At 60.6% G+C, this 17,760-nt stretch carries 16 protein-coding genes; 11 read left to right on the forward strand and 5 right to left on the reverse strand.

Annotated features, from left to right (window positions below):
- Positions 1 to 139: 139 nt before the first annotated feature.
- Positions 140 to 1,042 (reverse strand): manganese catalase family protein, encoded by a 903-nt coding sequence (locus LBW87_RS13120; RefSeq protein ID WP_225201933.1) that lies wholly within the window; start codon positions 1,040 to 1,042, stop codon positions 140 to 142.
- A gap of 194 nt (positions 1,043 to 1,236) precedes the next feature.
- The gene (locus LBW87_RS13125; protein ID WP_225201935.1) at positions 1,237 to 1,518 is read right to left on the reverse strand and encodes a hypothetical protein; all 282 of its coding nucleotides are present in this window, start codon (positions 1,516 to 1,518) and stop codon (positions 1,237 to 1,239) included.
- A gap of 393 nt (positions 1,519 to 1,911) precedes the next feature.
- Between LBW87_RS13125 and LBW87_RS13130 the strand changes: the two genes are divergently transcribed.
- On the forward strand, positions 1,912 to 2,475 hold the full coding sequence (locus tag LBW87_RS13130) for an FxDxF family PEP-CTERM protein (protein WP_225201936.1): 564 nt from the start codon (positions 1,912 to 1,914) through the stop codon (positions 2,473 to 2,475).
- Between the two features lie 169 nt (positions 2,476 to 2,644).
- Positions 2,645 to 3,430 carry a Crp/Fnr family transcriptional regulator gene (locus LBW87_RS13135; RefSeq protein ID WP_225201937.1) on the forward strand — a complete coding sequence of 262 codons (786 nt, stop codon included), beginning with the start codon at positions 2,645 to 2,647 and terminating at the stop codon, positions 3,428 to 3,430.
- On the opposite strand, the gene LBW87_RS13140 is transcribed toward LBW87_RS13135, so the two are convergent.
- Positions 3,416 to 4,315, reverse strand: coding sequence for a LysR substrate-binding domain-containing protein (locus LBW87_RS13140; protein ID WP_225201939.1), 900 nt, complete (start codon positions 4,313 to 4,315; stop codon positions 3,416 to 3,418). The genes LBW87_RS13135 and LBW87_RS13140 overlap by 15 nt on opposite strands.
- Before the next feature lie 121 nt (positions 4,316 to 4,436).
- On the opposite strand from LBW87_RS13140, the gene LBW87_RS13145 reads away from it, so the two are divergent.
- From LBW87_RS13145 to LBW87_RS13160, 4 genes are all read left to right on the forward strand, one after another.
- Positions 4,437 to 4,916: a GlcG/HbpS family heme-binding protein gene (locus tag LBW87_RS13145; protein ID WP_225201941.1), complete on the forward strand. Its 480-nt coding sequence runs from the start codon at positions 4,437 to 4,439 to the stop codon at positions 4,914 to 4,916.
- Positions 4,917 to 4,951: 35 nt separating this feature from the next.
- A complete protein-coding gene (locus tag LBW87_RS13150) occupies positions 4,952 to 6,451 on the forward strand; it encodes an MFS transporter (RefSeq protein WP_225201943.1) in 1,500 nt (499 codons plus the stop codon).
- Between the two features lie 382 nt (positions 6,452 to 6,833).
- Complete coding sequence (locus LBW87_RS13155; RefSeq protein WP_225201944.1) at positions 6,834 to 7,316, forward strand: FecR domain-containing protein; 483 nt, start codon at positions 6,834 to 6,836, stop codon at positions 7,314 to 7,316.
- On the forward strand, positions 7,309 to 7,902 hold the full coding sequence (locus tag LBW87_RS13160) for an OmpA family protein (protein WP_225201945.1): 594 nt from the start codon (positions 7,309 to 7,311) through the stop codon (positions 7,900 to 7,902). The genes LBW87_RS13155 and LBW87_RS13160 overlap by 8 nt, the downstream gene beginning before the upstream one ends.
- A 53-nt stretch (positions 7,903 to 7,955) precedes the next feature.
- Here LBW87_RS13160 and LBW87_RS13165 read toward each other — a convergent pair whose 3' ends face one another.
- A complete protein-coding gene (locus LBW87_RS13165; protein WP_225201946.1) occupies positions 7,956 to 8,867 on the reverse strand; it encodes a DMT family transporter in 912 nt (303 codons plus the stop codon).
- A gap of 92 nt (positions 8,868 to 8,959) precedes the next feature.
- Here LBW87_RS13165 and LBW87_RS13170 point away from each other — a divergent pair, with 92 nt between their 5' ends.
- Positions 8,960 to 10,231, forward strand: coding sequence for an MFS transporter (locus tag LBW87_RS13170; protein WP_225201947.1), 1,272 nt, complete (start codon positions 8,960 to 8,962; stop codon positions 10,229 to 10,231).
- An 11-nt stretch (positions 10,232 to 10,242) separates the two neighbouring features.
- Here LBW87_RS13170 and LBW87_RS13175 read toward each other — a convergent pair whose 3' ends face one another.
- Complete coding sequence (locus LBW87_RS13175; RefSeq protein ID WP_320442731.1) at positions 10,243 to 11,856, reverse strand: methyl-accepting chemotaxis protein; 1,614 nt, start codon at positions 11,854 to 11,856, stop codon at positions 10,243 to 10,245.
- 618 nt (positions 11,857 to 12,474) lie between these two features.
- Here LBW87_RS13175 and LBW87_RS13180 point away from each other — a divergent pair.
- From LBW87_RS13180 to LBW87_RS13195, 4 genes are all read left to right on the forward strand, one after another.
- Complete coding sequence (locus LBW87_RS13180) at positions 12,475 to 13,845, forward strand: FAD-binding oxidoreductase (RefSeq protein WP_225201948.1); 1,371 nt, start codon at positions 12,475 to 12,477, stop codon at positions 13,843 to 13,845.
- A gap of 4 nt (positions 13,846 to 13,849) precedes the next feature.
- Positions 13,850 to 15,274 (forward strand): diguanylate cyclase, encoded by a 1,425-nt coding sequence (locus LBW87_RS13185; protein ID WP_225201949.1) that lies wholly within the window; start codon positions 13,850 to 13,852, stop codon positions 15,272 to 15,274.
- Positions 15,264 to 16,097 (forward strand): TIGR02285 family protein, encoded by an 834-nt coding sequence (locus tag LBW87_RS13190; protein WP_265112951.1) that lies wholly within the window; start codon positions 15,264 to 15,266, stop codon positions 16,095 to 16,097. Before LBW87_RS13185 ends, LBW87_RS13190 begins: the two co-directional genes overlap by 11 nt.
- A gap of 307 nt (positions 16,098 to 16,404) precedes the next feature.
- Positions 16,405 to 17,754, forward strand: coding sequence for an MFS transporter (locus tag LBW87_RS13195; protein ID WP_225201951.1), 1,350 nt, complete (start codon positions 16,405 to 16,407; stop codon positions 17,752 to 17,754).
- Positions 17,755 to 17,760: the final 6 nt, after the last annotated feature.

The following is a 17,760-nucleotide window of genomic DNA, read 5'->3' on the forward strand; positions in this document are numbered from 1 at the left end:
CATTTTTGCTTGTCACGCATCGCCCGTATCACCACATCGCAAAAGACACGATCAACACGACGATAAAAACTGCGCTTACCGCTTTCCACGGCCACTTGCTGGTTCTTCCTTGCATGCATCAACTCCAAAGGTTAAAAAATCAATTCTTTTTGGACTTCTTGCCGCCGTCGGCGTCGACCGAGCCGATCTCGGCCCCGGTCAGGGGATCGCCATCCTGCGCCGAGGCGGTACGGGCGGCCAACTGGTCGAGCAGCGATTGCTGCTCGGCACTAAGTTCCACCTGAGCGTCGCCGGCGCCACCGTCCACCGGCACCAGTGCTTCATCGTTGTCCCGACGATCCCATTGCTCGCCGTCATTCCATGGTCCGGTGGTATCGCCCGGCCCGCGTGAAAGATTGAAATACACGTTGGCGAAGCGTGGATCCCCTGGCGCCTTCCCCGGCGGAAAGTTAGGCTTGATTGAATACAGCGCCTTTTCGAACGACTTCTGGTGAGCGATCTCGCGCGTCATCAGAAAGCCCAGCGCTTCGCGCACGCCCGCATCGTCGGTCAGGTTGATGAGCCGCTCGTAGACGATCTTGGCCCGCGCCTCGGCCGCAATGTTGGATCGCAAATCCGCCGTCGGCTCACCGATGGTGTCGACATAGGCCGAGGTCCACGGCACGCCTGCCGAATTGACCAACGGTGCGCCGCCGCCATACAAGAGCTGGGTGACATGGCTATCGTTACCGGCTGCGGTGATGTCCTTGTAGAGCAGTCCTTCTTCCTCCACCCCTTCGGCCAGCTTGCCCTTGGCGCCCTTGTTGAGCATCACCACGATGTTGCCGATCACTTCCAGGTGACTCAGCTCCTCGGTGGCAATATCCATCAGCATGTCCTTGCGGCCGGGATCTTCTTCAGCCAGGGCCTGGGTGAAATAACGACAGGCGGCGGCCAGCTCGCCCTGTGGTCCACCGAATTGTTCGAGCATCAAATTGGCTAAGCCCGGGTTAGGTCCGGCGACCCTTACCGTATATTGCAATCGCTTGTTATGCGCAAACATGGTCATTTCCTTTTCATGAAAGTGCATGGGAGTACGAGATTCGAGACTACGAGGCAGGTGCTCATCCATACAAGCGGCGTCCACGAAGCAATGACGTGGTCCATACGATGATGTGAGCGTAGGAATGCGCGCGATGCCCTTTTTCGCGGGCAGAAAAAAAGGCCATCCGGAGATGGCCTTCATGGTGCGCTGATTTACTTCTTCTGACTGGAAGAGCCGCTGCCCTGATTTTGCTGATCGGCCTTCTGGCCTTGCTGACCGGGTTGGACATTCTGCTCGCGCGTGCCCCCCTGCTGCTGGCGGGACGAATCGCTGCTCTGATTCTGCTGGTCACTCTTCTGACTCTGCTGACCGGGCTGCTGGCGAGACGAGTCACTGCTCTGGTTCTGTTGATCGTTCTTGTGGCTTTGCTGACCGGCTTGTGAATGCTGCTCGGAACTTCCACCGCGGGTGCCGCCTTGGTTCTGGTTCGACATATCAGTACTCCTGTTCAAGCGCTGGTTGCTACGCGATGTGCGCAGTGAGGCCAGTGTCCGCCGATGCCATTCCAATCGCCATAAGCCAACCTGCCATGCGCATGTAGGCGCTGACTGTCAGTGCGACCTCGCGCAGTAAAGATATATATCTTTACACCTGCATTGACGAGAAATAACTCCGCAATGTTCGTCACCGTACAGACGTGTCGCTGGAGAACGACGATTCTGAGTACGGGCCAGATTAATAAAAATATCGCTGATGCGTTGCCCTCGTCCTCTCCTAAGCGCGCTTTATCCCGTCACGTTGAAAGCGCCCGCCATACCGTCAGTCGTCAGTCTCTACAAAAAATCAGGTTCTTCTCCCCCGAGTTACCATTTATAAAGAGGCATCTTGTGAAAAAAGCAATTTCCGCGTTATTCGTCAGCGCATCGCTACTCTGCAGCGCCGCCTCCTACGCCGCCACCGACCTCAACAACACTTCCGCGATCACCTTCACCAACAACCTTACTTCTTCGTTAGGTGCATCCTTCGGCGCCGGCACCTCGACCAAGACCTTCACCGAGAGCTTCACCTTCACGCAGGGATCGCTCTTCACGCTCACCTCGGCTGTGATTTCGATCACCCTCAGTTCGCTCTCGGGGCTCGACATCACCAGCTTCAGCCTCAGCGGCAACGGCGTCACCTCGACCGGCACCCTGACCTCCAGCGCCGGATTGCAGACCTGGACGCTGAGCGCATCCAATCTTAGCTCGGGGCTCTATACGCTCTCGGCCATCGGTTCGATAACCGGCACCGGCGGCGGCAGCTTTGGCGGCAACCTGAGTGTCGCCGCAGTGCCTGAAGCATCCACCACCGCAATGATGCTGGGCGGACTTGCCCTGGTGGGCTTTGCCGCCACCCGTCGCCGTCGCAAACAAGGCGCCGATACCCGGCCGACCGGCCTGATGCCCGCATAACTGCCCACAATGCCTCGATCTGGGCCGTCCGCATGCGGGCGGCCCTTCGGCGTGCGCCGCCACTTCCGTCACTTCATGCAGCATTTCCCGCAGCGAAAGGGATCTATTGCCTATACTGCGATGTACGTCCGCAAGTCCACCAATAATACCTACATGACATAAGGACCATATGCCACAGAACGCGCCACTGAAGAACCACCTTCTAGCCGCTCTTTCACTCGAAGCGCGAAGACGTCTTTTTGCCCACCTCGAATGGATTTCCCTGCCGCTGGGCACGACCCTGTACGAATCGGGCGACACGCTGGAGCACGTCTACTTCCCGATCGATGCCATCGTGTCGCTCTTGTATGTGATGGAAAGCGGCGCATCGGCCGAGATCTCGGTGGTCGGCAATGACGGTTTCCTGGGAATTGCCGTCCTGATGGGCGGCGAAAGCACGCCCAGCAGGGCAGTGGTCCAAAGTGCCGGCGGCGCCTACCGCCTGTCGGCGCACCGCTTTCGCGAGGAATTCCGAAGCAACCCGGATACATTGCAACTGCTGCTGCGCTATGCGCAAAGCCTGATGACGCAGATGTCGCAGACCGCCGCCTGCAATCGCCATCACTCGATCGACCAGCAGCTGTGCCGCTGGCTCTTGCTATCGCTGGATCGCTTGTCGACCAACCAGTTGACGATGACCCAGGAATTGATCGCCAACATGCTCGGCGTGCGGCGCGAAGGCGTCAACGAAGCCGCCGGCAAGTTGCAGCGACACGGCGTCATCGAATATAACCGCGGCCGCTTGACGGTGCTGGACCGGCCACGACTGGAAATGCTGAGCTGCGAATGCTATGCGGTGGTCAGGAAGGAATCGCTGCGTTTGCTCCCCCATATGCACGAGCCCGAAAAAACAACACCGACCGTCATCAGGACCGCAGACGCGATACGTGACCTGTTCCGCTCAGCCAACGATTGAACCGAGCGCCAATGGCACGCTCTTGCGAATGGCTGCAATCATGTTCTTGACCACCGGCGAACGCTCGTATCTGCGAAACACCGCCGCCACCTCCGACCCGATGGCCGCTCCCGCCATGGGCCTGTAGATGACGTTGGGCAGATCGATCACGCCCGTCACCACACCCGGCACCACCGCCACGCCGGCGCCCAGCGACACTTCCGCCAATACCGCCAGCAGGCTGCCTGGCCGACGCTCCACGCGCGGGACGAAGCCACCCCGGCGGTAGATTTCGCGGCTGCCCAGTTCCTGCTCTGGCACCACAAAGGCCTCGCCCGCAAGCGCCCTGGCCCGGATCGGTACGCCCGTGTCCGCCAAACGGTGATCAGCCGGCAACGCCAGGACAAAACGATCCCGCAGCAACACATGTGACTGCAAGGATGGCGCCAGTGCCAACGGCATGCGCACGAAGGCAATATCGACCTGCCCTTCTTCCAGGGCGCTCGACAGACTGCTCATCTCCCATTCGCGGACCTGGACTTCGGTATCCGGCCAATCATGCCGGAACGCGCTGATCTGGCGCTGCAGGACACCACCGAAGACGGCCGAGCCGACATAACCGATCTCGACCTTGCCCAGCTCGCCCCGACCGGCGCGCCGGCCGGCTGTCAGCGCCTGGTCGAATTGCGCCAGCACGGCGCGCGCCTGTTCGGCGAATGTCAGGCCGGCGGCCGTCAAGGCCACTGACCGTTTGGTGCGCACGAACAGTTGCACCTGCAATTGACGCTCGATCTGCTGGATCTGCACGCTCAATGTCGGTGGCGCGATGCCCAGTATTTCTGCGGCACGTGCGAAGTGCAACTCGTCAGCCACGGCCAGGAAGTAACGCAGGTGACGCAGCTCCATTGCCGGCCCTTTCATCAATTAGTTACAGACTAATTAAATGCACATTTACATTAATTGAAACGAATTATATTTAATGATTGAATGAACGGCTCTTCCATTCGTTTTCATCAAGGAGCCTGACATGTTCAAGAACACACTTACCCTTTCGCTGGGCGCGCTGGCGCTGGCTGCAACGCAACTGGCAACGGCTGCCAACCTGCCGACCAGGCCAGTGCTGACGCTGGCTGCCGCACAGCAGGTCATGCAAGCCGCACAGGCCAAGGCCGAAGCCGAGAACTGGCCCTGCGTGATTTCGGTAGTGGACGCCGCCGGCCTGCCATTGACGCTGGTGCGCATGGACAACGCGGCCGTGCCGGCGGGGGTCGAGATCGCCCCCGGCAAGGCGCGCACTGCAGCGCTTTTCCGCCGCCCCAGCGGCGCACTGGAAGATGCGATCAACGGCAACCGCCCGGCAGCCGCCACGGCACGTGGCTTTGTGTTGATGCGGGGCGGCCTGCCGCTGGTGGCGGATGGCCAGATCGTGGGCGCCATCGGCGTGTCGGCAGACACGCCGCAACATGACGAAGAAATCGCCAGGGCCGGCGCAGCCGCGCTGAAATAAGCAGGCGCCAGAGCTGGAAAGCCGGAGCAGATATCGTGCGCGCCCTGTTCGCCAATCCCACCCAGCGCATCCTGCTGACGGCTTCGCTGGGCTGCGCCATGACGGTGCTCGATACCAATGTGGTGGGCATCATCCTGCCGACCATCTCACGCGAACTGGGCGCATCCTTTGCCGATATCGAATGGGTGGTGAGCACTTATGTATTGTGCTTTTCTGCCTTGCTGTTGCCGGCCGGGTCAGTGGCAGACCGCTATGGACGCAAGCGCGTCTTCCTGTGCGGCCTCACCCTGTTCGCGCTGGCATCGCTGGCGTGCGCACTGGTGCCATCGATCCGGGCGCTCTACATGGCGCGGGCCGCCCAGGGCATTGGCGCCGCCTTTCTGCTGGCGCCGGCCCTGGCCATCATCGGTCATGCCTTCCACGACGAAACCAGGCGCGCACAAGCCTGGGCTTTCTGGGGCGGCATCATGGGACTGACCATGGTCGCCGCACCCCTGATCGGCGGCGCTATCAACACGCTGATGGGCTGGCGCTGGGCCTTTGCCATCAACCTGCCTGCTTGCCTGGGACTGGCGCTGGCAGTCATCGGCCACATTCCCGAATCACGCAGCGCGACGCCACGGGCGCTTGACCTGCCGGGCATTGCCACGTTTTCCTGCGCCATCTTCATGCTGACCTGGGCATTGATCACCGGACCCGAGCATGGCTGGACCAGCGCGGCCTTCCTGGCCAGGAGCACAGGCGGCATTCTGCTGTTCTGGCTGTTCATCGTCATCGAACGCAGACGCATCCAGCCGATGCTGGAGCTGTCGCTGTTTCGCCGTGGCAGCTTCGTCGGCTCGGTGACGGCAATGTTCGCCTATGCCGCTGCGGCACAGGTGATGGCGTCCCTGTTGCCGTTGTTCCTGCAGAATGCGCGCGGCATGCAAGCCGCTGCCGCCGGGGCGGCGATGCTGCCGTTTGCCGTGGCCATGCTGCTGTTGCCGCAGGCAGGCCGAGCGCTGGCGCGACGACTGCGTTCATCGACTATCGTGGTGCTTGGCCTGTCAGTCGTGGCGCTTGGCAATCTGGTGTTGGCTTTTGCGGCCGATGCGGGCAGCACGCCATTCATCGTCATTGGCATGGCGGTACTGGGATGCGGCGGCGGCCTGCTCAACGGCGAGACCCAGAAGGCCATCATGAGCAACGTGCCGCCCGAACGCGCCGGCATGGCTTCGGGCATCAGCACCACGTCGCGCTTCACCGGGGTGCTGGCGGGATTCGCCGGATTGGGCGCGGTGCTGGCGGAAAACGCACGACAGGCAATGATCGAAGGGCTGCTCAAACTGGATAGCCCGCATGCGACCGAATTCGTATCACGCGCGATGGCCGGCGACATCGACGGCGCGGCCCGCCTGTTGCCGCAGCAGCATACCGCTGCAGCGCTGATGGTGCGGCACGCTTACGGCGTCGGCTTTTCGCGCGTCTTTCTGGTCGCCGCGCTGGTCGCGTTTTGCGCGGCATTGATCATGCGCCGCACCTCTCGTCATCCCTGATTGGCGCAAGCGTAGACCCTGGGTACCGGCGTTCGCCGGCACGGCGACAACGATTACAACCCGACCAGGACGAAAATAAAATCGTCGCAGATTGCACACTTAGCTGGAAACCCCTTTATCTTGCTTTTTTACAACTTCAGGACTACTGTCATGCCCGGTCCGGTGGCTTCATCTGAAGCGCATGCCAACGACCAAAATGCGACCCGGCAGGGACACAACATCAGAACGCCAAGGCACGCCAGCGCGGACTTGCGACGCTTTGATGCAATGCATTAATTAGTGATTGAAAAACAATTCCGATTAAAACTCTGCTTATAATTGCCCGAATAATCTGCGGAAAAAAATAAGCCGCGCACAATCATCAGCTTACGGGGAGGGCTTCATGCAGTCGTCGGGGATTTCACCTTTCATTCAGCGTCCATCGCTGGTAGCGCTGGCGCTGGTCGGCCTGCTGGCCGCTACGCAGGACGCCCGCGCCCAGCAACCGGCGCAGGCCGGCATCGTCAAGGTACTCAAGGGCGACGTCAAGGTCGAGCGTCAGGGGCAGGACAGCGCCGCCAGCGTCGGACTCAGGCTTTACCCCGGCGACCGGGTCGTGACGGGGGTGGATGCCGCCGCCGGCATCACCTTGCGCGACGACACGCTGATGTCACTCGGCCCTAAATCCACCTTCGTGCTGGAAGATTTCGCCTTCAATGAAAGCGCCGGCGACGGCAAGATCGCGGTGCGCCTGGCCAAGGGCACGCTGCGCTACGTATCGGGCCTGATCGGCAAGCACTCGCCGCAAAGCCAGCAGGTGGCCACACCCACCGCGACCATCGGCATCCGTGGCACCGACTTCATCGTCGAGGTGGCCGATGAATAAGATCCTGCTGATCATCGCCTGCTGCGGTGTTCTCACCGCGTGCGCCAGCGGCCCCAAGGAAAGGTTCGTGTTGTTGCCCCAGGCCGATGGCTCAAGCAGCAGCATCGTGGTCAAGACCGCCAGCGGTGAAACGGCCCTCGCCACACCCTACGCCTCGGTCGAGACCCAGACCGGCCGCGCCGCCAAGAGCGCCACCCTGAGCGACGCCGAGGTGCAGGCCCGCTATGCGCCGGTGATGCAGAACCTGCCCAAGCGCCCGCGCAGTTATGAATTGTTCTTCGAGCTTGGCAGTGACCGCATGACCGCCGCCTCGCGCAAGGTACTGGAAGAAGCCGTGATTGAATTCCGCAGCTTCCCGGCGGGTGAATTCATCCTGGTCGGCCATGCGGACAATATCGGCAGCGACGCCAACAACGAGACCCTGTCGGTGCGCCGGGCGCGCCTGATCGAGCGTGAACTGGTGCGCGCCAAGATCGAGCCCTTGAGTATTGAAGTAGTGGGCAAAGGGGCGCGCGAGCCGCGTGTGCCGCAGAAGAAGGGCGTGCCGGAACCAGGCAACCGGTTTGTCGAGATTCGCCTGCGCTAAGCGCCTATTGCAGTGAGTAGACGATGCCATGGCGCTTCAGCGCGCCATGGTTATTACTCTCCCGCGGCGACTTTCTTTCGCCGCCACGAAAATCGCATTTCGCTAACGAGCACCCCGATGACGATCAATGCGGCGCCGAGAATGGCAATCGCGGGCAAGCGGTCGCCCGCCAGGCGGCCTGCCAGGCCACCCCAGACCGGTTCGCCCGCATAGATCACCGTGGCGCGCGTCGGCGAGACCGACTTCTGCGCCCAGTTCATCGCCAGCTGGATGATGATGCTGGCCACCCCAAGTCCCACCGCCGACAGCAGCCAGACCCACGAAAACGAAGGCAGCTTTTCGCCCAGGACGGGCATCAGCAGCAGCGACAGCCCGCCGGCCACCAGCAACTGGATGATGGTCACGCGCTGGACATCGACCTTGCCCGCGAAATGACCGATCAGGATGATCTCGGCCGCGATCGCGAACGCGCCGATGAGGGTGGCGATCTCACCCGGCCCGAGGTGCAACGTCCCATCGTCGGGATCGGCCAGCAGCAGCAGGCCGGCGAAGGCAAACACAACGCCGACGACACTCATGAAATGCGGCGGCCGGCGCAGCACCGCCCATTGCAGCAGCGGCACGATCGGCACGTACAGCGCGGTAATGAACGCCGATTTGCTACCGCTGATGGTTTGCATGCCATGCGTCTGCAGCGCATAACCGGCAAACAGTCCGACCCCGATCAGTGAACCGGCCAGCAGATCACGGCGGTTCATGCCGGCCAGCGACTTTGAAAACAGCAGCATGCCGATCATTCCCGCCGTCAGGAAGCGCAGCCCGACGAAGAACAGCGGTCCCGCATAATTCATCGCGTTCTGCACCACCACGAAGGTGGTGCCCCAGAACATCGTGACCAGGATCAGCGCCAGCTCCTGCCGGCTGAGTTGGACTAACGGATTTCTTGTTGGCGTAGGCAGCTTCATCTTCCGGGGATCGGTACGGGGACCAGGGCGACAGCATGATCGGGCCCGTATTATATCGGGCGCCCCGGTCGGCGCGCGGCGAAGAAGATACAATGGCGCGCCTGATCGAACCTGATCCGGCCATGGGGAGAGCGCCCCACAAAAAACATGCCACCGAGCGTGATTCAGAAATGACATATAGCTTAGAGACGAGCCACAAGGATTCCTCCCCCGCATCACCCCAATCGCATCACGGCATGAGACCGTTGATTCGATGGTTCATCGCCTCGGCGACCTTGAACCTGCCTCAGGCCGCAGGCCCTGTGGCGTTTTCATTGCTGGCGTTGTCGCTGACCGGCCAGACCAGCGGCGGCGCCGCAATGATTCTCGCCATGACCATCGCCCAGGTCATCGGCGTGATTCCGATCACGCGCTTCGGCGCCCGGTTTTCTGCGGTGAAGTTCCTGAGGGCACTGGTGGCATTACGCTCGATGGCGCTGGCAGCGATGGCACTCGGCGCCTGGACCCGGGTGTCTTTCGAGACCCTGGTGGTCCTGGCCGCACTGGCGGGAATGGTCAATGGCGCCGCGCACGGTTATGTGCGCGCCGTACTCAATCATCTGGTCACAAGCTCCCGGCTACCGCGCGCGCTCGGCATCGCCGCCACGCTCAATGAAATGACCTATGTGCTGGCGCCGGTACTGGCGTCGGTCCTGGGGGGCATCTCTCCCGTGTTCGCGCTATGCGTCATTGCCGCCCTGGGCACTCTCCCGGCGCTGCTGATCCCCGATGCATCCGCCCGTCCGCTCGCGCACAGCACGTCGAAAGATGGCCGCATCTTCACGCCATCGATCGCGCTTTGGCTGCTCTGCGCGATGGCCGGTGGCGCCACCGTGGCGTCCATCGAAATCGGCGCGGTGGCCCTGGCACTGACCTTCGACCATGCGCCGGCCCATGCGGTGCTGTTCACCATTCCCTTGTGCGTAGCCTCAGTGGCCGGCGGCATATGGGTCAGCATCAGCAACAAACCATCATCCCGAATGCTGGTCCTGGCGCAACTGGCGCTGATGACGACAGGTTCGCTATTGGCTGCGCTGGAAATTTCCCTCTTGGTGACGGTATTAGGCACAATCCTGATCGGCTGCGTCATCGCGCCATTGAGCACCCATTACTCCCTCTCTCTGGATGCCCTCGCTCCTGCGCACAGAAAAGCCGAAGTCTTTGCCCTGCAACGCACCGCCAATGCGGCGGGCATCATCCTGGCCAGTGCCCTGCTGACCTTTACCCCGGTTTCCAGCGCCCTGACGACGATTACTACGATCGTCGCCCTGACCACGCTCTGGATGGCAGTCGGCGTGATCAGGAAGCGACGACGAATTGCGTAACAATCCAAACATCAGGAAAGTGCAGGAACAGAATAGGTGGCTGTGTTCAAGACGCCATGGTCATTGCGAATCTTGAATACCGACACCACTTTCAGCAAGCCTGAGGCCTGATGCGCCAGTGATTGTGCAGCGGCGCTTGCCTCTTCGACCAGCGCCGCATTCTGCTGCGTGACCTGATCCATCTGGACCACGGCGGTATTGATCTGGTCGATGCCATTGCTCTGTTCGGTCGACGCCGCGGCGATGTCATTCATGATTTCGCTCAGGCGCAGCACCGAGGCCACGATGCTGGCCATCTGCTGACCACTGCTGGCGACCAGCTCGGAGCCGGCAGCGACGTGGCTGAGCGATTCACCAATGAGTTCCTTGATCTCCTTGGAGGCCACCGCGCTACGCTGCGCCAATGACCGCACTTCGCTCGCCACCACTGCAAAGCCGCGCCCCTGCTCGCCGGCACGCGCAGCTTCCACTGCGGCATTCAACGCCAGGATGTTGGTCTGGAACGCAATGCCCTCGATCACACCGATGATGTCCGACATCTTTCCCGAGCTGGCAGTGATGCGGTCCATCGTCGCCACCACCCGGTCGAAGGCCTGGCTGCCTGCAGTAGCGATCTCGGAAGCGCCCGATGACAAACGGCGCGCCTCGGATGCGTGTTCGGTGTTCTGACGGACTGCGGTGGTGAGTTCTTCCATGCTGGCAGCGGTTTCTTCGAGCGAAGCTGCCTGCTCTTCGGTTCGCTGCGACAGGTCGAAATTTCCCTGCGCGATCTGGCCGCTGGCCACCGAAATCGTCTCGGCTGACGAACGGATACCGTGGGCGATGACATTGAGCTGGTGACGCATCAGTTCGATCGAGGCCATCAGGCTGGAATCGTCGCCCCCCCGCAAGCGAACACTGGCGGTGAGATCGCCGCTGGCGATATCCCTTGCCACGGCCTGCGCTTCCGACGGTTCTGCACCGAGTTGCCGGAGGATGCTGCGCGAGATAAGGACCGCGCCCAGGATCCCGGTGACGGCGGCAATCAGCATGACCGAAATGGTAAAGATGCGTAATTTTTCATACGTGGCGCTGGCTGCGGCAGCGGCCTCCTCATTGAGTTTTTCCTCGACCTCGCTCAGCTCGGTAAGGGACTTGATCCACTTCGCCTGCCTGGGGCGCACCTCTGAAATCAACACCTTGACGGCTTCTGCCGTCTGATTTTCAAACCCCAGTTGCAATGCCTTCGCCATCAACGGCACGGTGGCATTTTCGTCAGCCTTGATTTCATCCAGCAACTGCCGCTCGCGCGCGGTCGTGGAGGGCTCGGCTGTAAACATCTTCTGCAGCGCGGCGAACGCATCGGCATAAGTCTTTTCCTGCCTGGCAAGATTCTCGGCCTCGGCCTTCATGGCGACCGGGTCATCGAGCAATGCGATGTTGCGAATGATGATGGCGCGCGAACTGAGCGCATTGCGCAGCGTGGCCGCCAGTTTCGTCTCGACATTGTTGATGCTGGTGATGTCGCTCAGCGCGCCATTGATCCTGGACATGCCGTATAGCCCCAGCACGGCAATGCTCAACAAAAACAGGATGATCAGGCCAAACCCGCATGCCAGTCTGGTCACTACTTTCAACTTACCCATCGTATGCCTCTTCTGAAATGGAATATCCGGACCCGCTCTGCGAGCCTGGAAAGACTTGTCGGAACTTGCCGGAAGACCGACTTCAGGAAAGACAAAAAAATATTGTTTGAATGGCAGGCGATTTTTCTTTTATTAACTTTTACTGGAGATCTTTGTTCGATCATGGCGGCAAGCAGTAATTACTGTAGAACCACGACCGATTCCCCAAAGCGAGGATTAGCGAGCTTTTAGTTACGCATTTTTCTTGATTTGCACTATGCATCATTTGTTTCCGAATATCGATATTCCGATCTGAAACATGCGCATCGCCTGGATTCGTTAAAATTTAACAACGCTCATCAACGCCTTCAGCATCAATAGTTAACGTTTAATAACGTCATGGCGTTGTTGCAGGGTGCAATCAAAGATAAATGAGATGGGTAGGTTAGAATTGCTCGCCGAAACGGCTCAATTCTACGGTCGAAAAAATAAACTTTAGCGAGGGTGATAATGCGTGATTCCAATGCCTTGCCGCGGCGCAATTTTTTACAAGCTGGGGCTGCGTTGTTATATGCGAGTAGTTACCCTGGGGTGCTCAATGCGGCACCTGCCTTGCACTCCCCGAAGAATTTGCGAGTTTTGAGCAGCAGCCTGCATGGACGCCTGATCCTGCCTGGCGAGATGGGCTATGCCATGGCCGCTGCGCCCAACAATGCGCGTTATGCCGATGTGTTGCCGCTTGCCGTGGCAATGTGCGCCGACGCCCACGACGTCCAGCTCTGCCTGCGCTGGGCGGCCGACCATCGCCAGAAATTCGCGATTCGCTCGGGCGGCCACAACTATGCCGGCTTCTCCACGACCAGTGGCTTGCTGATCGACGTCAAGGCCATGAACAAGGTGTGGTTCGATCTGGACAAGAATCGCGGCTATATCCAGGCCGGCGCCTGCAACCAGGATATGGCCGACGCCTTCAGCGGCACCAACTTCTCGATTCCATCCGGCCGTTGCCCCACCGTCGGCGCCAGCGGCCTGGTGCTCGGCGGGGGCTGGGGGTTTTCCGCCACCCACTCGGGCCTGACGTGCGACAGCCTGGTGCAAACCGATGTGGCGCTGGCCGATGGCCGCCACGTCAGCGTCGACGACAAGGGCGACTTCAGGGACCTGTTCTGGGCGCTGCGCGGCGGCGGCGGCGGTAACTTTGGCGTCAATACCGCCTTCAGTTTCGAGTTGCACGAGGTCAAGGATGACGTGACGATCTTCAATATCGTCTGGCCCGGCGAAAATCAGATCGAACTGCTGAGTACACTTCAGGATATACAAAAGAACCACGCCCGACTTATCTCGACCCGTACCAAGGCCTATCCCGACGCTCCCGGCCCGCATCCGAAACGCGCGCAGCTGCAAGTGGCAACGCTGGGCCAGTTCTTCGGCCCGCGTGAAAAAGCGCTGGACGCGCTGGCGCCTGCGCTCAAGCTGGTCAAGCCGATCAAGAGCGATATCCGCCAGATGAGCTACTGGCAGGCGCGCGACTATCTCATCACCGACGATCCGAACGGCATGTATGACGTCCGCTCCAGCTACGTGGCAGACACGCTGCCGCCACAGGCGCTGGAGACGATGCTGCACTGGATGACCAAATGGCCCGGCGGCTCGCTGCTGCCGCAGAACATGGGCATCCTGTTTGCCATCGGCGGCAAGGTGCGGGACGTGGCGTGCGACGCCACTGCCTACGTGCACCGCAACGCCAACTACATCTTCGAAATGGAAAGCGCATGGGCGCCCATCGATAGTCCGGACGTGGTGCGCCGGCAGCAGGCGTGGCTTAGCGAATACTTCGACGCCATGCAGCCATTCATGCTGCGCCAGTCATACGTCAACTTCCCCAGCCGTGAACTGCCGCATTGGGCCAGCGCCTATTACGGGACCAACCTGGCACGATTGATGCGTGTAAAAAAGAAATACGATCCCGGCAACCTGTTTCGCTTTGAGCAAAGCATTCCCCCTGCTTAAGAACATGAATTTGCTCTCCAAGAATTCCCTGGCTGTACATTTACTACGCATCATTTTCGGGAGTTACTTTGTCGTCACGCTGATCGTCACCTGCATCCAGCTGGCCGCTGAATACCAGCACACCAAGACTGGCATCGACAGCGAGTTGATGGCGATGGACTTGACCTTTGGCGCCAGCCTGGCCAGCGCGACCTGGCGCTTTCAGGGCGACGTGCAGAAAGCCACGCTCACCGGCATCAGCAACCTGCCGGTGGTGACGGGCGTGAAGATCGAGGATCCCCAGGGGCGTCTGGTGCTCGCGCTGGGCAACATCTTCGACAACGACGGCAAACAGATTCATGTCGATGACGACGGCGCGCGCAGCCCGGTCGCCGCCGGCTTCCTGAACGCCGCCATCGGCCATCACTTTCCGATCCTGTACCGCGACGAACATAACCGCAGCCACGACATCGGCTCCTGGACGGTGTATTCCAGCCGTCATGTGGTCGTCCAGAAAGTGGCCTACGGCTTCATGCTGATCCTGATCAACTCCATCATCAAGACCCTGGTGCTGTGGTTTATCTTTCTGTATGTGTTTCATCGCTGGCTCGGGGCGCCCATCACCAGGCTCAGCTCTTTCGTCAGCCAACAGGACCTGAACCAACTCGATACCCAGCAAAGCATCACGCTGCCGGGGCGCAAGCGGCATGAGCTGCATTTTCTGGCCGAGGCCATCAATGCCATGCTGGCCAGCCTTCGACGCCACATGGCGCAGAATCGCGCGCTGTATGTCGAGCTGGAACAGGAAAAGGAATCGCTGCGCGCGCTCAACAAGTCGCTCGAACTGCGTATCGTCGAGCGCACCCGCGACCTGGCGCAGGCCAACGAACAGCTTCGCTCGCTCAGCCTGACCGATGCGCTGACCGGCATTGCCAACCGGCGCTGCTTCGATCAGGCGCTTGAACAGGAATGGCGCCGCTGCGCCCGCAATGGCAGTCCGTTGACGGTAGCCTTGTTCGACGTCGACTGGTTCAAGCACTACAACGATCACTACGGTCACATTGCCGGCGATGACGTATTACGGCAAGTCGCCAGCATGCTGCAACAGGCGGTAGGCCGCGCGGGTGACACCGTGGCGCGCTATGGGGGAGAAGAATTTGCCTTGATCGCGTCCGACACCGATGCCGAATCCGGACTCAGCATCGTGCACCGCATGTGCGACGCCATCTTCGCCCTCGACATCCCGCACACGCTATCCAATTTCGGACGCATAACCGTCAGCGTCGGCGTGGCGAGTTGCGTGCCGCCGCTGCAGGACGGAAATATCAGCACGCTGCTGCATGGCGCCGACGCCGCGCTGTATCGTGCAAAACTGGCAGGCCGCAACCAGGTACTGATAGCGCAATGGCCGCTTCCGGCATCCTTGAAGAAGGCCGGCGATGTTGTATAGGTTTTTTTATTGCCTGCTGGTCCCCCTGCTGATGGCTACACTCCCGCCAGCGATGGCAGCAGACCAGATCGTATGGGGAAAATACAATGTTCCGCCCTACATGATCCGGTCTGGAGAGTTCGCGCATCAGGGCATCTTTGACCAGACCCTGGGGGTGCTCAAGGAGCAGTTGCCGCAGTATGAACATGTGGAGCTGGAGGCGCCTTTTCCGCGCATCAATAGCGAGATAAGGAAGGGCAGTCACTGGTGCTACAACGGCACCTTGAAGACGCCGGAGCGTGAAAACTATGGCTATCTCTCGCTACCCACGTCGATCTTCCTGCCGCTGCGCATCATCGTGCGGCGCGACCGCCAGTCGCAATTCAAGGGGCCGCAATCGCTGCAGGCCTTGTTGCGCAACGATCGGCTCATTACATCAGTCATGCGCGACCGATCCTACAGCCCGACGGTGGACAAGCTGCTGGCGGCATACCCGCCAAAGGAAAACTATTCCGAGCAGGTCGAGGCGATCGGCATGTTGCTGGCCGGGCGCATCGACTACATGGTCGAGTTGCCGCTGCTGGCATTCGACCAGGCACGGGTGATGGGCCACGCCGGCGAACTGGTCGCCATCCCCACGCAGGAAGCCGACGAAGTCGTCTTCAATCGGGTCATGTGCCCCAGAAATGAATGGGGCCGCCGCGTCATCGAACAAGTCAACAAGGTGCTGATTGCCAATCGCAGCAAGCCCTATTACCGCGCCATTGTCGAAAAATGGCATGACCCCGAGTCGGTGGCCGAGATACGCAGGATCTACGATGGCGTGTTTCTGAAGACGCCGTAAAGACCGGGGACGTTCGGACGTGTCATGCCTGGCACCATTCAGCATCGCCCTGACCTCGGCTTGCGTTAGCCCATTTGAACCGGGCGAAAGCATTGCTGCAGCAGCCGGCCCGCACTGAACCACAGCAGGCGTTCGCATCAAGGTCGCGATACACGGCATTTGACAGCACAAATCCAGATGGGTATTCTTTCGCCTAAAGGCCATAAGTATGACCTAATGATTCATTTAGCAAGAAGATCGCTTTCCCACGCTATCTCTTGCCTTCTTTCAATATCGTTCAGACAAGAACAAAGAACGAGGAGACCTGATGAGCAACGCCAATTCCATCCCTGTGGATCACGCCAACGTGACCGGGCACAATGCTGCCCAGGAACGCCTGGCGCTGTCCGATGCCACCTACCGCCGTATCCTGTGGCGCATCATGCCGTTCTTGATGTTGGTGTACGTGGTCTCCTTCATCGACCGTTCCAACGTCGGCTTCGCCAAGCTGCATTTCCTGGCCGACCTGGGTTTCAATGATGCCATCTATGGCATCGGCGCCGGCATCTTCTATGTCGGCTACATCCTGTTCGAAGTCCCCAGCAACCTGTGGCTGCAAAAGATCGGCGCGCGCAAGACGCTGCTGCGCATCATGGTGCTGTGGGGCATTTTCTGTGCCGGTCTGGCCTTCATGACCAGCGCCTCGCATTTCTACGTGATGCGATTCCTGCTGGGCGCCGCAGAGGCAGGCCTGTTCCCGGGCATGCTGCTGTACCTGACCTATTGGGTACCGCTGTCGCGCCGCGCCCGCTTCACCGCGCTTTTCACGGCGTCGATTCCGCTGGCCGGCCTGATCGGCGGACCGCTGTCGGGTTGGCTGATGCATGTCTTCGAAGGCGTGGCCGGCATGCGCGGATGGCAATGGTTGTTCATCGTCGAAGGCCTGCCAGCCTGTGTACTGGGCGTGATCGCCTTCCTCTACCTGAACGACAAACCGGCGCACAGCAAATGGCTCTCGGCCGAGCAGCGCGCCCTGGTGCAGGCTGACATGGATGCCGATCAGGCGAACAAGCCCAAGGGCGGCGGCCATTCCTTGCGCGATGCCCTCGGCAATCCACAGCTGTACTGGCTGGCCGGCATGGGCGTGGCGGTGCTGGTCGGCACTGGCGGCATCTTCTTCTGGCTGCCCACCATCATCAAGAAAGCCGGCGTCGAAAGCATCACTATGGTGGGCCTGCTGTCGGCCATTCCTTTCGCCGCCGCCATCGTGATCCAGTACCTCAACGCCCGTCACTCGGACCGCACCGGCGAGCGCCGCTGGCACGTGGCGATTCCAGCGATCATCGCCGGCATCGGCTGGATCGCACTGCCTTCGGTGCAGAACAGCATTCCGCTGTCGCTGGCCATGCTGACCCTGGTCACGGCTGGCACCTTCAGCCTGACCGGACCATTCTGGATCTTGCCGGCGCAGTTCCTGTCGGGCACCGCGCTGGCTGCCGGCATCGCATTGTTGAGCACGCTGGCCGGCGTCGGCAGCGTCTTCAGCCCGATGCTGGTCGGCTGGCTTTCCAGCACCACTGGCAGCCTGTCGATCGGCCAGTACTACTTTGGCGCATGGATGCTGCTGGGCGCGGTGACGCTGCTGGTGGGCGTGAAGCCCAAGGCAAGACCAGCCTGAATGGAC

Origin of the sequence: Herbaspirillum sp. alder98, assembly GCF_020179755.1 — a bacterium.
Taxonomy (GTDB): domain Bacteria; phylum Pseudomonadota; class Gammaproteobacteria; order Burkholderiales; family Burkholderiaceae_D; genus Herbaspirillum.

Excerpts from the sequence above, each read along its gene's own strand:
- LBW87_RS13135 (WP_225201937.1), top strand. The coding sequence starts at position 2,645 with ATGCCACAGAACGCGCCACTGAAGAACCACCTTCTAGCCGCTCTTTCA.
- LBW87_RS13165 (WP_225201946.1), bottom strand. The coding sequence starts at position 8,867 with ATGAAGCTGCCTACGCCAACAAGAAATCCGTTAGTCCAACTCAGCCGG.
- LBW87_RS13140 (WP_225201939.1), bottom strand. The coding sequence starts at position 4,315 with ATGGAGCTGCGTCACCTGCGTTACTTCCTGGCCGTGGCTGACGAGTTG.
- LBW87_RS13145 (WP_225201941.1), top strand. The coding sequence starts at position 4,437 with ATGTTCAAGAACACACTTACCCTTTCGCTGGGCGCGCTGGCGCTGGCT.
- LBW87_RS13185 (WP_225201949.1), top strand. The coding sequence starts at position 13,850 with ATGAATTTGCTCTCCAAGAATTCCCTGGCTGTACATTTACTACGCATC.
- LBW87_RS13120 (WP_225201933.1), bottom strand. The coding sequence starts at position 1,042 with ATGTTTGCGCATAACAAGCGATTGCAATATACGGTAAGGGTCGCCGGA.
- LBW87_RS13160 (WP_225201945.1), top strand. The coding sequence starts at position 7,309 with ATGAATAAGATCCTGCTGATCATCGCCTGCTGCGGTGTTCTCACCGCG.
- LBW87_RS13155 (WP_225201944.1), top strand. The coding sequence starts at position 6,834 with ATGCAGTCGTCGGGGATTTCACCTTTCATTCAGCGTCCATCGCTGGTA.
- LBW87_RS13125 (WP_225201935.1), bottom strand. The coding sequence starts at position 1,518 with ATGTCGAACCAGAACCAAGGCGGCACCCGCGGTGGAAGTTCCGAGCAG.
- LBW87_RS13175 (WP_320442731.1), bottom strand. The coding sequence starts at position 11,856 with ATGGGTAAGTTGAAAGTAGTGACCAGACTGGCATGCGGGTTTGGCCTG.
- LBW87_RS13195 (WP_225201951.1), top strand. The coding sequence starts at position 16,405 with ATGAGCAACGCCAATTCCATCCCTGTGGATCACGCCAACGTGACCGGG.
- LBW87_RS13190 (WP_265112951.1), top strand. The coding sequence starts at position 15,264 with ATGTTGTATAGGTTTTTTTATTGCCTGCTGGTCCCCCTGCTGATGGCT.
- LBW87_RS13170 (WP_225201947.1), top strand. The coding sequence starts at position 8,960 with ATGGCGCGCCTGATCGAACCTGATCCGGCCATGGGGAGAGCGCCCCAC.